The following is a 12,807-nucleotide window of genomic DNA, read 5'->3' as shown; positions in this document are numbered from 1 at the left end:
CACCCGGAATTCAAGCTCCGCTCGAATTCCGACCTCTCCCCGCGCGCGGGGAGAGGGAGAACACCTCTTGTAGGACTTCTCCCATGCGACTTCCCGACTCCGTCACGGGATCGTTTCTCGTCGTGCTCGGCACAGCAGCCGCCTATGGCGGCTGGCTGCTGCCGCCGGTGCCCGGGCAGCCGGTCGGCCCCAACATATTTCCGCTCGTAATCGGCATCGGACTTGCGCTGTGCGGGCTCGCAATCGTGTTCGGTATTGGTCACACCTTCGAGGAGGCGGAAGAGCTGATCCCGCTCGAGGATGGCCAGGCAGCGGCTGCTCCACCGCCGCAAGGAAAGGTCTATGGCCTGCGCGCGCTGCTGCCGCCGGCGCTGCTGCTGTTCTACGTAGTGGCGGCCGACCGGCTCGGCTTTATCATCACCGCGGCGATCATGGTCTACGTCACCTCGACGGCGTTGGGGGCGAAGTGGAAGCTGGCGCTGCCGCTCGCAGCGCTGGCGCCCTTCGCGATCCACCTGATCTTCGGCAAGCTGCTGCGCGTGCCGCTTCCCGCCGGCCTGTTGCCGACGCCCTGGTGATCCCATGATGAAAACCCTGATTGAAGCGTTCGCACTGATCTCCACCTGGGAGGTCATCATCGCGATGTTCGCAGCCTCCGTGTATGGGCTCGTGATCGGCTCGCTGCCGGGCCTGTCGGCGACGATGGCAACCGCCCTGCTCGTCCCCGTCACCTTCTACCTCTCGCCGATCGCGGCGATTGCGACCATCGTGGCTGCGTCCTCGATGGCTATCTTCTCCGGCGACATTCCCGGTGCGCTGCTGCGCATCCCGGGAACGCCCGCCTCGGCCGCCTATGCGGACGAGGCTTACGCCATGACACGCAAGGGGCAGGCCGAGCTTGCGCTAGGGGCCGGCGTGTGGTTCTCGGCCGTCGGCGGCATTGCCGGCGTGCTGTCGCTGATGATCCTGGCGCCACCGCTGGCCGAGATCGCGCTGTCGTTCTCGACCTTCGAGTATTTCTGGCTGGCGCTGCTCGGCCTGATGTGCGCTACGCTGGTAGCGCGCTCCTCGCCGGTGAAGGCGATCGCCGGCATGTTCCTCGGCCTGCTGGTCTCCTGCATCGGCATCGAAAATCCCGGCGGCGTGCCGCGCTTCACCTTCGGCCTCACCGATCTGTTCGGCGGCATCGAGCCGATCCCCGCGCTGGTCGGCGTGTTCGCGGTGGCCCAGGTGATGCGCGCGATGCTGACGCCCGAGCCGCCGCCGCTGCCGCGGCGCAAATTCGGAAGCATCATGGCCGGCCAGTGGAAGCTGACCAAGAAATACCATTGGCAGATGACGCGCGGAAACATCGTCGGCATCATCATCGGCGTGCTGCCCGGCGCCGGCGCCGACATGGCCGCCTGGGTGTCCTATGCGATGTCGAAGCGCTTCTCCAAGGAACCGGAGAAATTCGGCACCGGCCATGTCGAGGGCCTGGTCGAGGCCGGCGCCAGCAACAATGCCAGCATCGCCTCGGGCTGGGTGCCATCATTGCTGTTCGGCATCCCCGGCGACACCATCGCAGCGATCGCGATCGGCGTGCTCTACATGAAGGGGCTCAACCCCGGACCGACGCTGTTCACCGAAAAAGCGTCGAGCATGTACGCGATTTATCTAATGTTCATCATCGCGAACATTTTGATGATCCCGCTCGGCATCGCCATGATCCGGGTTGCCGCCTACATCCTGCTGGCACCGCGCTCCGCAATCATGCCGATCATCATGCTGTGCTGCGCGGTCGGCTCGTTCGCGATCGGCAATAACATGTTCGGAGTCGTCACCGTCGCCGCTTTCGGCGTGATTGGCTATGTCATGGAAGCAAACGGCTATCCCGTTGCCGCGATGGTGCTCGGCATCGTCATGGGCACCATGGTCGAGCAGGCTTTTGTCACGTCGCTGATCAAGTCCGACGGCAGCATTTTGCCGTTTTTCGAGCGCCCCGTGGCCGCGATCCTCGCCGCCATGGCGATCGGGGCGCTGCTGTGGCCGGTGATGGTCTGGGGATGGCGGAAGCTGAAACCGGTGCGGACGGGGGTGGCGGCGACAGGCCGGTGATATCGGGCGGGCGGCCCTCGCCTGCTCCGCGCGGGCGTTGTAAAGCAGGGCATGGTTGAGAAAAAGCCTTCCCTGGACATCAAATCCCTCGCCCATGATCTCCGCGCCGGCAGCCGCGCGGCGCTCGCGCGCGCCATCACACTGGTCGAGAGCCGGCGCAGCGACCATCAGGCGCTGGCGCGCGAGCTGGTGCAGATGCTCTTGCCTGACACCGGCAGGGCGGTCCGCGTCGGCATCACCGGCTCGCCCGGCGTCGGCAAATCCACCACCATCGACGCGCTCGGCATCCATCTCATCGAGCACGGCCACAAGGTCGCGGTGCTCGCGGTGGATCCGTCCTCGGCGCGCAGCGGCGGCTCGATCCTCGGCGACAAGACGCGGATGGCGCGGCTGTCGGCTTCCAACGACGCCTTCATCCGCCCCTCGCCGTCCTCCGGCACGCTCGGCGGCGTCGCCGCGAAAACGCGTGAGGCGATGCTGCTCTGCGAAGCCGCTGGCTTCGACGTCGTGCTGGTCGAGACCGTCGGCATCGGCCAGTCCGAGACCGCGGTCTGCGACATGACCGATTTCTTCCTAGCCCTGATGCTGCCGGGTGGCGGCGACGAATTGCAGGGCATCAAGAAGGGTCTGGTCGAGCTCGCCGACATGATCGCGATCAACAAGGCCGACGGCGACAATCTCAAGCGCGCCAACATCACCGCCGCCGATTATCGCGGCGCGCTGCATATCCTGACGCCGCGCTCCGAGCACTGGCATCCGCCGGTCGAAACCTATTCGGCGCTGACCGGCGACGGCATCGCGAAGATCTGGCAGAAGGTCCTCGATCACCGCAAGGCGATGAATGCATCCGGCGACTTCGCCGCACGGCGCCGCCAGCAGCAGGTGAAATGGATGTGGTCGATGCTGGAGCAACGCATGCTGGCGCGGTTGCGCAGCGAGGCGTCGGTGCGCACCAAGGTCCGGAAGATCGAGACCGAGGTGGCCGATGGCCATCTCACACCGGCGCTCGCCGCCGAAAAGATCCTGGAGTTGCTGCAATGAGCGACAAGCTCCGCATTCTGCTCACCGGCTTCGGCCCGTTCCCCGGCGCCCCCTACAATCCGACCCAGCCGCTGGTCGCCCGCCTGGCGCAATTACGCCGTCCCGCACTCGACGATGCCGCGATCTCCAGCCACATCTTTCCGGTCACCTATGCCGCGGTCGACCGGCAATTGCCGGAGGTGATCGCGAGAGAAAAGCCCGATGCGCTGCTGATGTTCGGCCTCGCCGCACGCACGCCCTATCTGCGCATCGAGAGCCGCGCGCGCAACGCCGTCACCATGCTGTGGCCCGATGCCGCCAACACCCGCTCGAGCAAACGCGGCATCGCCGGCCACGCGGACGCGATGATGTTCGGACCGCACACTGCAAGGCTGTTGCGTGCCGCCCGCCTCACCGGCATTGACGCACGCGCCTCGCGGGACGCCGGCGCCTATCTCTGCAACTATCTGAGCTGGCGCGCGATCGAGAATGTCAGGGCCGGCGGGCCGCAGCTTGCGGCGTTCATCCATATTCCCCTGCTCGCGCGCAGTGGCGCCGTGCGCCGCAAGGGCGCGCCGCGGATCACGCTCGAGGAACTGGTGGACGCCGGGGAAGCGATGCTGATGGAGATGGTACAGCTGGCACGGAAGGCGCGGAACACGACTGCGTAAACATTTAACCCTACCGCGAACAATCCTCACGCGCCCAATCGTCCTGCGCTACCTAACCGCTGCGGACCCCCGCGTCCGCCGGAGGACGCGTCATGGACCTCAATCGCCGCCATCTCATCGGAGCTTCGACCGCAGGCATCGCCGGCGCGCTCGCGATACCCGCCGACGCCGCGCGTGCGGCGCCGCTGACGTCGCTGCTCGGCCGCGATGCCACGCAATATGGTGTGCGACCCGGCAGCAGCGAGGATCAGACCCGCGCCCTCCAGCGTGCGATCGACGAAGCCGCGCGAGCGCAGATGCCGCTGGCGCTGCCACCCGGCGTCTATCGCAGTGGGTTGCTACGCTTGCCAAATGGCGCGCAACTGGTCGGCGTGCGCGGCGCGACCAAGCTCACCTTCATAGGCGGGGCCTCGGCGATCCAGAGCGACGGCTCCGATGCAATAATCGGCCTTTCCGGCATCACCTTCGACGGCGGCGGCATTCCGCTGCCGACGCGGCGCGGGCTGATCCACGTGCTCGGCGGGCGCGACGTCCGCATCACCGGTTGCGAGATCACAGGGTCCGGCGGCAGCGGCATCTGGCTCGAGCAGGTCTCCGGCGACATCTCGGGCAACATCTTTACCAACATCGCGGTGACGGCGGTGGTGTCGTTCGACGCCAGAGGTCTCAGCGTCTCCCACAATACCATCACCGGCACCAACGACAACGGCATCGAGATCCTGCGCACGGCCATCGGCGATGACGGCACGCTGGTCACTGATAACCGCATCGAGGACATCAAGGCGGGCCCCGGCGGCTCCGGCCAGTACGGCAACGCCATCAACGCGTTCCGCGCCCGCAACGTCATCGTGCGCGGCAATCGCATCAAGAACTGCGATTACTCCGCCGTGCGCGGCAACTCGGCCTCGAACATCCACATCACCGGCAACAGCGTCAGCGACGTGCGCGAGGTCGCGCTCTATTCGGAATTCGCGTTCGAGGCCGCGGTGATCGCCAACAACATTGTGGACGGCGCCGCCGTCGGCGTCTCCGTCTGCAATTTCAACGAAGGCGGCCGCATCGCCGTGGTCCAGGGCAACATCATCCGCAATCTGATCCCGAAGCGGCCGATCGGCACCGCGCCCGATGACGATGCCGGTATCGGCATCTATATCGAGGCGGATTCATCGGTCACCGGCAACGTGATCGAGAACGTGCCGTCCTACGGCATCGTCGCCGGCTGGGGCAAATATCTCCGCGACGTCGCCATCACGGGCAACGTGATCCGCAAGGCAATGGCCGGCGTCGGCGTGTCCGTCGTGCCCGGCGCCGGCACCGCGCTCGTCAACAACAACATGATCTCGGAAACCCCGCGCGGCGCCGTGGTCGGCCTCGATCATGCGCGCGCCGTGACGTCCGACCTGTCGGTAGACGGCGCCCAGCGGTTTGCGCAATTGGTGGTCGGCGGGAATGCGGTGCGGCGGTAGCTGCCGTTCCTCGCCTCCGGCTCCCAACGTTAGAACGCGTTCCGCAGCAGCGGGTACTTCGCTTCGAGGCCGTCGAGGCTGAAGGTGAACTCAACCAGGCGCTCGGGGGCGGCGACAATTTCGGCTGCCGGCGGGGAGAACTGCGGCAGAAGCGCCGCCATCGCGGCCAGCGCCTTGGGCGCTGCCATCGCGGGCGGCACCTTGGGCCCTGTCATTGCCACGGGCGCGGTGGGCGGCGCCATGGCAGCAGGCACTTCGAGCGGTGCCATCGGGCCCGGCGCGGCGACCGGCGCGACCGGGGAGATTTCGGCGAGAAGGCCCGGCTTGGGATCGAGCCTGACCGACACGGCGGTCTCGGGGGCGATGTGCACGGCCTTCGGTTGCACGGTCTGCACCTGCTGCTCGCGCGGAAACATGCGGGGCATTGTCGCCGGCGACCAGCCGAATGCGGGCGACACGCTCGCGGCCGCCGTGGCGACGTCAGCGCCGGTGGCAAGCGCGCGCCAGGTCTGAACGGCGAGCTTGGCTTCCTGGATGTTTTCGAGAAATGCGATCTCGGAATGATAGCGGCGCCAGCGCCCGGTCTCGAACATCTCGGAGAGATGCACCAGCCGCTGCTCGGCGAGAGCGCACCAGCGTGCCGCGATGTCGCGGCCAATGACCACGTCGCGAACAGCCTCTTGGCGATGTGTCATAAATCAGCCCGTCAGGAGAAAATACGGACGCGACGCAACGCACACGAATCAATTTAGACGCGACGTGAATATTTTGTGGAAAAGTTTTGACTTGTCCAGCAACGACGATGTTTTCGTCGCCAAACTCCGTAGTCGTGCGGAGATTCAAGGGGATTTGGAGTCAAGCTTCGCACAAGCATAGCGCGCTTGCGGAGTGGTGGGGATGCGTGAGCCACGATCTCTCAACCGGAAGCTGATCTCGCGCAGGGCTTCGAGAAATCGGACGTCCAAAAAGAAAAGACCCGTCCGGGGGGACAACCGGACGGGTCGAGCCATATGGGCGCTTGGGGTGGATGGGCGCTCGCGCCTGATATGACTTATGGGGAGGGATAACCGCTCCCACATAATTTGGTCGTGGCAGCGGGCCGAACGTTCAACGCGGCGTTTGATTTTTCGACCTTCGCGCCGCGCGCAAAGTTGTCGCAGCCGCTATCGCGTCGCCGGACTATCCGCCTGAGAAACCGTGGCTTTATCCTCGGTGCTCGACAACGAGGGTTGCTCTAATGCGCGAATGCCGGGCCCGTCGCGACGCTTCTCGATATCTTCACGTTTTGTTGTACCGGACGCGGCTGCTATCGGCGTCGCGCCGGCGGCGGGAACGGCCATGACCGCGGCAAACGCGTCGGCCTCGCCATCGCCGAAGAGATCGTCGCGCCCGGGTGAACCGAGGTCACGCGCCGTCTTCGCCAGCGTCGTGCGCAGCGCTTCCGGCTTCAAGGCGTAGTTGCGCTCGAGCAGCAGCGCCGCGACGCCGGAGACATAGGCGGCCGAGAACGAAGTACCCGACGTCATCTGGTATTTGCCGTCAGGCGCGGGGAGGAAGATATCGACGCCGGGGGCCGCGACCGCGATGTAGTTGCCGCGGTTGGACGCGGTGAACAGCCTGTCCTGCTGGTCGGTCGCGCTGACCGCGATCACGTTGGGATTGGCGGCCGGATAGAGCGGCGGGGACTTCGCGCCGGCATTGCCGGCGGCCGCGATCAGCACCAGGCCACGCGCGGCGGTCGCGGCGATGGCCCGCTCGATCACCGCGTCCTTCGGACCGGCAAAGCTCATGTTGACGATCTGCGCGCCATGCTCGGCGGCATAATTCAGCGAGCGCAAGATGATGTAGGACGAGCTCTCGGCCCCGCCGGTGGTGCCGCCGAAGGCGCGGATGGCGATGATGCGCGCCTCGGGCGCGCTGCCCATCAGCTTGGCATGCGCCACGATGGCGCCGGCAATTCCGGTGCCGTGAATGTGCGGGCCCTCGGCGATGCCGAGCGCATCGAAATTGTCGGCAATGGAATTGGCAAGTTCCGGATGTTGGACGTCGATGCCGGAGTCGATGACGGCAACCGTCACATTGGCGCCATGCGCCAGCGCATGTGCCTGCGGCAGCCTGAGCTTGGCCAGCGCATATTGCGCGGGATCTCCCTCGGTCGGCACCGACGATTTCTGGTCCTGGAGCATGTAGCGGAAATTCGGCTGGACCGAGCGCACGCTGCCGTCCGCCGCGAATTCGCGCCGCACCGTCGCGGAGGGCCGGCCGTCGGTGATGCGGAACAGTCCGAACGTTGCCCCGATCAGCGGAAAATTCTCGGAGGACACGCGGGTCAGGCCATGGCGGCGCGCAAGCTCATCGGCCTGCGTCGACGACAGCCCGGCATCGATCTCGGCAACGAATTCGTTGGCAAAGGTGCGCAAGTCCGCGGCGACGGGCGTGTTGTTGCCGCGCCCCCTCCCGGCGGTCTTCTTGCCCGATTTACTCGAGCCATCGCCGCCCGCGTTCTGCTGCGCCAGGCATTCGCCGGCGGCGTCGCGATAGGCCGCGGTACAGGCGGGATAGAGGTTCGGGGAGTAGCGCGCATAAGACAGCACCGGCGTCGGCCCTATCCGCGCCGAAATCCTCGTCGTCACGATCGGACCTGGACCGCGGCCGACAGCCACCGCTCTGGCGGCAACACCGGGACTGACGCGTGCGGCGATGCCAGGTGAAATGGTCGGCATTCGGGAGGGGACGCTGATCGTGGGCGTGCGCATGATCGCCTGCGCCTGCGCAACCTCGACGCCGAGACAGGCGGCGAGCACAAGCGCGGCTGCGACCGACGAAGCCCAGGCCCCGGCTCTCACTCCATTTTCGGACTTGCGCGTCATCGGCTTGGAAGCGCTACGGCGCCGCGACGGCGAGGTTGACGAACTTCTCGCGCTGCATCTTGCCGAGCAGCGAGGCGAGTTCGTCCTGGCTCATCGCCTTGTCGAACTGGAGGCGGAACATGCCGCCCTTGGCATCACCAATGATCGAAGCCTGGTAGCCGTCGAGCAATGCCGTGATGTCGGCGACGCGCGCCTCGGGCGTAAAGCGCACCAGCGCGCGCGCCGGCGGGACGCTCGTGCCGAGGTCACGTGTGAGCGGAGCGCTGGTCGAGAGCGAAGCAGTCTGGAAGGTCGCAGTCTGGGTCTTCGTCAACACGGCGCCGATGATTCCGGCTTGCAGCACGAGCGCCATGGCGCCAAGGCTCGCCGACCAGGCCAGAGTGCGCGGCGACAGGCTCGCAAAGAAGGTGGCGATGCGCGCCGACAGCGGCAGCGAACCGGCCGCCCGCGCCGGCTCGGCGTCGATCGCTGCGAACAGCTTTTGCATCGCGCGCGCCGACGGAGCACCCAGGCTCTCGTTCAGATGAATGGTCTCTTCATACTCGCCGCGGATCGCGGCATATTGCTTCGCGAGCTCGGGATCGCGCGCCAGCGCCTCGTCGACGCGGCGCGCATCGTGCGGGTTCAGCGTGCCGGCGGCGTGCCACGGCAGCAGCAGTTCAATTTCACCGGGCTCTTGCTCCAGCATCTTCTTGCTCAAAGCCATCATGGCCAGCCTCGCTCAATGCCGGCTGCCTTCAGCAGTTCGGCCAATTTCTTGCGCGCATAGAACAAGCGCGTCTTCACAGTGTTCTCCGGGATGCCAACGATTTCGGCCACCTCTTCCACGGATTTTTCGTGGTAGTAGACGAGATCGACGATTTCCCGATGATCCGGCGAGAGGCCCGTCAGACACTCCCGCAACGCTTCACTGGTATCCTTCTTCTGCACCGCCGTTTCCGGATTGTCGGACGTATCCTCGATCGCGTTCGCGGCGTCGTCGTCCAACTCAAAATCCTTCCTGCGCCGGAGCGCAGACAGGGCCTTGAATCGGGTAATGGCCAGCAGCCAGGTGGAAACGGCGGATCGGCCCTCGAACTTGCCGGCTTGACGCCAGACGTCGAGAAATACCTCACTGATGAGGTCTTCTGCCGTCTGCTCGTCCCGCACGAGCCGGAGGCCGAACCGATACACCCTGACATGGTGCCGCCCGTACAGCACCTGCATGGCGAGCCGGTCGCCTTGAGCGATCCTGGCGATCAGGATCTCGTCCGAAGCCGCTTGTGTCACGCTCAAAGGCCGTCTCGCAAGGTTGGTCGGGTCGATGCGGCAGACGGTTCGACGAGAGGGGTAAAATTCTTCAACCTACCGCAGTCATACGGGGGGCTGTGTGATCTACCCCACATACGCGAAATTTCCTGTTGCCACCCGCGGCTGGGCGCCTCGCTCAAGAACGGTAACATAGTAATGAAGCACTTTCCTGCGCAATGGCGTCCCAGCATAGACGGTCCGACGTGCATGGAACCTTAGCAGCCTAGCACGACATATGTCTTCCGAAGCCCTGCTTTGGCTCGAACGCGTCGCATACGATGCCTAATCGCCGGCAAATTCCTGGAGCGGTCGACATCCCGCGCTGCCGCGTTGCACAGCGTGGATTCGGTTTCGAAGGATACCAAACCTAAAGGCTTGGGACGTAGATTTTTGCGCTGACATCCACCATTGGCGGGACCATGAGCACGGCTGCGACGTCCTTTCCCGAGAGGAATGCCGCTGAGACCGCGGATCTCGCCCTGACGACGGAGGCAGCGGCACCCGAAGTCCTGGCGCGCCGGATCCGGCAGCGGCGCCAGATGTATGTCGGCCAGGTGGCGAGCTACTCGCTCGGCGCCTCCGTCCTGCTGCTCTACGCCTTTGACGGCGTGATCTCCATGGGCGTTCCGTCACTGTTCTGGCTCAGCGGCCTTCTGATCATCGGTACCTTCACCGTGCTGTCGGAAGCGGGCTTCGCCGACCGGTTCGAGGATCATTACCTCACCGTCTTCCAGATCTCGGCGCATATGACGCTGCAACTGCTGTTCCTGCTCGCGGTGCCGACAGTCGGAGTCGCGTTCCTGGCCGTGCTGTTTCTGATCTTCGCCTTCGGCACGCTTCGCATGACCTCGAGTCAGGCGATGCTCACCTGGGGTCTCGCCACGTGCGGGCTCGCCTTGGTCTTCCTCGCCTCGGACTTGCCAATCGGACTGCCGGTTGCGACCCAGCTGCAACGGGCCGCTTCGATGCTGTGCTTCGTGCTGGTAATCGGCCAGTGCGCCTTCCTCGGCCTGTTCGGCGCCACGCTGCGCAAGATCCTGTACCGGCGCAGCATCGAGCTGAAGGCCGCCTATCAGCGCATCGAGGAGCTGGCGGAGCTCGACGAGCTCACCGGCTCCTACAACCGCCGCTGCATCATGCGGCTTCTCGACGCCGAGATCGAAAAATCGCGGCAGACATCGAAGCCTTGCGCGATCGCACTGATCGACCTCGACTGGTTCAAGCGCATCAACGACGCCCATGGCCATCCCGTCGGCGACGAGGTGCTGCGCACCTTCGCGATCACCATTTTCGCCAATATCCGCCCGGCCGAGTGCTTCGGCCGCTACGGCGGAGAGGAATTCTTGCTGCTGCTGCCGGGGATGGACGGCGATGCGGCGTCACGCATGCTCGATCGGCTGCGCGGCATCGTCGCCGATCTGGACTGGAGCGCATTCTCCCCAGGCATGCGCGTGACCATTTCCGCGGGCGTTGTGACGCTGCGCGACAACGATACTGCCGATACCTTTCTCGTGCGCGCCGACAGCGCGCTCTATTCCGCCAAGGCACAAGGGCGCAACCGCATTGCAACGAGCTGACCAATCCATTTTCTCCCGGCGCGACAGAAGCCGCTGCCGGGCCGACCGCTCCAGGACAGGGCAATGAGATCCAAATCCGCAAAATCATCCGAGAATTTGCTCGAGGAATTGCAAACCACGCTCTCGCACGGCACCGTTGCGCACCGGGTCGAGATGCTGCGCCGCGTCACCGATCTCTTCGTGGGCAATGCGGTGGATTATTCCGGCGACCACGTTCGTGTGTTCGACGACGTGTTCCAATGCCTGATCGAGCAGATCGAGACATCCGCCAGGGCGCTGCTTGCCGAGCGCCTCGCACCGATCGCGGCTGCGCCGCCGAAGATCATCCGCACGCTCGCGCTCGACGAGGTGATCGAGGTTTCCGGCCCCGTGCTGTCGAAATCCGAACGGCTGGACGAGGCGACCCTGATCGAGATTGCGCGTACCAGGGGCCAGGCCCATCTCAAGGCGATCTCGCTGCGGCGGGTGCTGTCGGAAGCGCTGACCGACGTGCTGGTGACCCGCGGCGACGAGGACGTGGTGCAATCAACCGTCAGCAATCCGGGCGCGCAACTGTCCGAGGGAAGTCTCGCCGACCTCGTGACCCGCGCCGAGCGTGACGACGACCTCGCCAGCTGCATCGGCCTGCGGCCTGACCTGCCCCGCCATCATTATTTGAAGCTGGTCGCGAAGGCCTCCTTGGCCGTGCGCCGGAAGCTGGAGGCCGCGCATCCGGAGCTTGCGGACGACGTGTCCAGCGTGGTCCAGGAAGCGGCCCAGCGGATCCGCGCCGCCGCCAAGACCAGGCAGACCGAGAGGGCACGGGCGCTGGTGAAGTCGCTGCACGAGGACGGCCGCCTCACCGAGCTCCAGGTCGCCACCTTCGCAGAGCAGGGCAAGTTCGACGAGACCAATGCGGGGCTCGCAGCGCTTGCGGGCGTCGCGGTCGAGACCGCCGAGACCATGATGATCGAAAGCCGGGTCGAGGGCGTGATGATCCTCGCCAAGGTCGCGGCCATGCAATGGTCGAGCGTCCGCGCCATCATCGCCCTGCGCGAGAAGCTCTCAGGCGGCTCGCAGACCGACATGCTGGCGCTGCGCGACGCTTACGAGGCGCTGCGCAGCTCGACCGCGCAGCAGGTGCTGCGCTTCCACCGCATGCAGCAGGGTGCGACGCCGGCGGCGTAAAGCGGGCGAGCTAGTAGCGTAGGACCTTCGCCCCCGCCAGCGCGCCAATTGCCGTCACCAACGCGGTGGCGAGCGTGTACCAGGTCGCGACGAACAGCGGTGAGTCATCGGTGCAGTGCGAGGCGTACAGCGTCGCGGCGAGCCCGGCCGACACCAGGCCGGCGAGCGCACCGGCGAGCGCGGGGTTCGACGGCGCGCCGTGGCGCAGGCCGAACAGGGCCCCCGCAAGCAGCGGCAGCGACATCGCAGGGATTGCGAACAGGCACACCCTGGAATTCTTGCCCATCAATCGCATCGTCATCGGCGCGGCCGGCGCCATCATCGCCTCGCTGCCGATCGCCACCGCGAGCAGCCCGACGGGCAACAGCAGCAGCCAGCCCCAACCACGCAGCAAGGCTTCGGGACGCGACAGATGCAGGCTGACGATGATCGCAGGGATCGCGAGCGACAGCGTCACCGCGAACTTCATGTCGAAGAACGGGTTGCGCATCGCGCTCATCACGTCGTGACGCACACCGAGGAAGGTGGCGAAGATCAGGATCGACAGGGGCGCGGCGACCAGCAGCGCCATGGTCAGCACCGCGCCGACGCGCGGCGGGCGATGGGCGTTGTCGGCCGCGAGCGAGCGAATGAGTTGATCGGTATCCAT

12 protein-coding genes are annotated in these 12,807 nt (G+C 65.7%); 7 read left to right on the top strand and 5 right to left on the bottom strand.

All coding sequences use genetic code 11. The features are described 5' to 3' along the window. Positions 1 to 83: 83 nt before the first annotated feature. From AC0L3P_RS20100 to AC0L3P_RS20080, 5 genes are all read left to right on the top strand, one after another. Entirely contained in the window at positions 84 to 578 is a 495-nt protein-coding gene (locus AC0L3P_RS20100) for a tripartite tricarboxylate transporter TctB family protein (RefSeq protein ID WP_275170654.1), read from the top strand. Positions 579 to 582: 4 nt separating this feature from the next. After that, complete coding sequence (locus AC0L3P_RS20095) at positions 583 to 2,097, top strand: tripartite tricarboxylate transporter permease (RefSeq protein ID WP_275170653.1); 1,515 nt, start codon at positions 583 to 585, stop codon at positions 2,095 to 2,097. Between the two features lie 51 nt (positions 2,098 to 2,148). Next, positions 2,149 to 3,138: a methylmalonyl Co-A mutase-associated GTPase MeaB gene (gene meaB, locus AC0L3P_RS20090; RefSeq protein ID WP_473304338.1), complete on the top strand. Its 990-nt coding sequence runs from the start codon at positions 2,149 to 2,151 to the stop codon at positions 3,136 to 3,138. After that, positions 3,135 to 3,788 (top strand): pyroglutamyl-peptidase I, encoded by a 654-nt coding sequence (locus AC0L3P_RS20085; RefSeq protein WP_473304336.1) that lies wholly within the window; start codon positions 3,135 to 3,137, stop codon positions 3,786 to 3,788. Before meaB ends, AC0L3P_RS20085 begins: the two co-directional genes overlap by 4 nt. Positions 3,789 to 3,880: 92 nt before the next feature. Beyond that, positions 3,881 to 5,254 (top strand): TIGR03808 family TAT-translocated repetitive protein, encoded by a 1,374-nt coding sequence (locus AC0L3P_RS20080; protein WP_473304332.1) that lies wholly within the window; start codon positions 3,881 to 3,883, stop codon positions 5,252 to 5,254. Positions 5,255 to 5,283: 29 nt separating this feature from the next. On the opposite strand, the gene AC0L3P_RS20075 is transcribed toward AC0L3P_RS20080, so the two are convergent. The 4 genes from AC0L3P_RS20075 to AC0L3P_RS20060 form a co-directional block, all read right to left on the bottom strand. Next, a complete protein-coding gene (locus AC0L3P_RS20075; RefSeq protein ID WP_473304348.1) occupies positions 5,284 to 5,919 on the bottom strand; it encodes a TIGR03809 family protein in 636 nt (211 codons plus the stop codon). 498 nt (positions 5,920 to 6,417) lie between these two features. Next, a complete protein-coding gene (locus AC0L3P_RS20070) occupies positions 6,418 to 8,124 on the bottom strand; it encodes a S8 family serine peptidase (RefSeq protein ID WP_473304330.1) in 1,707 nt (568 codons plus the stop codon). 13 nt (positions 8,125 to 8,137) lie between these two features. After that, positions 8,138 to 8,833, bottom strand: coding sequence for a hypothetical protein (locus AC0L3P_RS20065; RefSeq protein WP_473304328.1), 696 nt, complete (start codon positions 8,831 to 8,833; stop codon positions 8,138 to 8,140). Next, on the bottom strand, positions 8,830 to 9,399 hold the full coding sequence (locus AC0L3P_RS20060; protein WP_354206875.1) for a sigma-70 family RNA polymerase sigma factor: 570 nt from the start codon (positions 9,397 to 9,399) through the stop codon (positions 8,830 to 8,832). Before AC0L3P_RS20060 ends, AC0L3P_RS20065 begins: the two co-directional genes overlap by 4 nt. Before the next feature lie 434 nt (positions 9,400 to 9,833). On the opposite strand from AC0L3P_RS20060, the gene AC0L3P_RS20055 reads away from it, so the two are divergent. Beyond that, positions 9,834 to 10,991, top strand: a complete 1,158-nt coding sequence (locus AC0L3P_RS20055) for a GGDEF domain-containing protein (RefSeq protein WP_473304325.1) — start codon at positions 9,834 to 9,836, stop codon at positions 10,989 to 10,991. A gap of 63 nt (positions 10,992 to 11,054) precedes the next feature. Then, positions 11,055 to 12,158, top strand: a complete 1,104-nt coding sequence (locus tag AC0L3P_RS20050) for a DUF2336 domain-containing protein (RefSeq protein WP_473304321.1) — start codon at positions 11,055 to 11,057, stop codon at positions 12,156 to 12,158. 10 nt (positions 12,159 to 12,168) lie between these two features. On the opposite strand, the gene AC0L3P_RS20045 is transcribed toward AC0L3P_RS20050, so the two are convergent. After that, complete coding sequence (locus tag AC0L3P_RS20045) at positions 12,169 to 12,807, bottom strand: DUF1109 domain-containing protein (protein WP_275170641.1); 639 nt, start codon at positions 12,805 to 12,807, stop codon at positions 12,169 to 12,171.

This window comes from Bradyrhizobium sp. WSM4874 (assembly GCF_055811835.1).
The sequence above is the reverse complement of the archived record's forward strand: the minus strand, read 5'-3'. Positions and strand labels throughout refer to the sequence as shown.

What these genes read in the sequence shown, in the direction of transcription:
- AC0L3P_RS20100 (WP_275170654.1), top strand. Translation starts at nt 84, where the DNA reads ATGCGACTTCCCGACTCCGTCACGGGATCGTTTCTCGTCGTGCTCGGC.
- AC0L3P_RS20095 (WP_275170653.1), top strand. Translation starts at nt 583, where the DNA reads ATGATGAAAACCCTGATTGAAGCGTTCGCACTGATCTCCACCTGGGAG.
- meaB (WP_473304338.1), top strand. Translation starts at nt 2,149, where the DNA reads ATGGTTGAGAAAAAGCCTTCCCTGGACATCAAATCCCTCGCCCATGAT.
- AC0L3P_RS20085 (WP_473304336.1), top strand. Translation starts at nt 3,135, where the DNA reads ATGAGCGACAAGCTCCGCATTCTGCTCACCGGCTTCGGCCCGTTCCCC.
- AC0L3P_RS20080 (WP_473304332.1), top strand. Translation starts at nt 3,881, where the DNA reads ATGGACCTCAATCGCCGCCATCTCATCGGAGCTTCGACCGCAGGCATC.
- AC0L3P_RS20070 (WP_473304330.1), bottom strand. Translation starts at nt 8,124, where the DNA reads ATGACGCGCAAGTCCGAAAATGGAGTGAGAGCCGGGGCCTGGGCTTCG.
- AC0L3P_RS20065 (WP_473304328.1), bottom strand. Translation starts at nt 8,833, where the DNA reads ATGATGGCTTTGAGCAAGAAGATGCTGGAGCAAGAGCCCGGTGAAATT.
- AC0L3P_RS20055 (WP_473304325.1), top strand. Translation starts at nt 9,834, where the DNA reads ATGAGCACGGCTGCGACGTCCTTTCCCGAGAGGAATGCCGCTGAGACC.
- AC0L3P_RS20050 (WP_473304321.1), top strand. Translation starts at nt 11,055, where the DNA reads ATGAGATCCAAATCCGCAAAATCATCCGAGAATTTGCTCGAGGAATTG.
- AC0L3P_RS20045 (WP_275170641.1), bottom strand. Translation starts at nt 12,807, where the DNA reads ATGGATACCGATCAACTCATTCGCTCGCTCGCGGCCGACAACGCCCAT.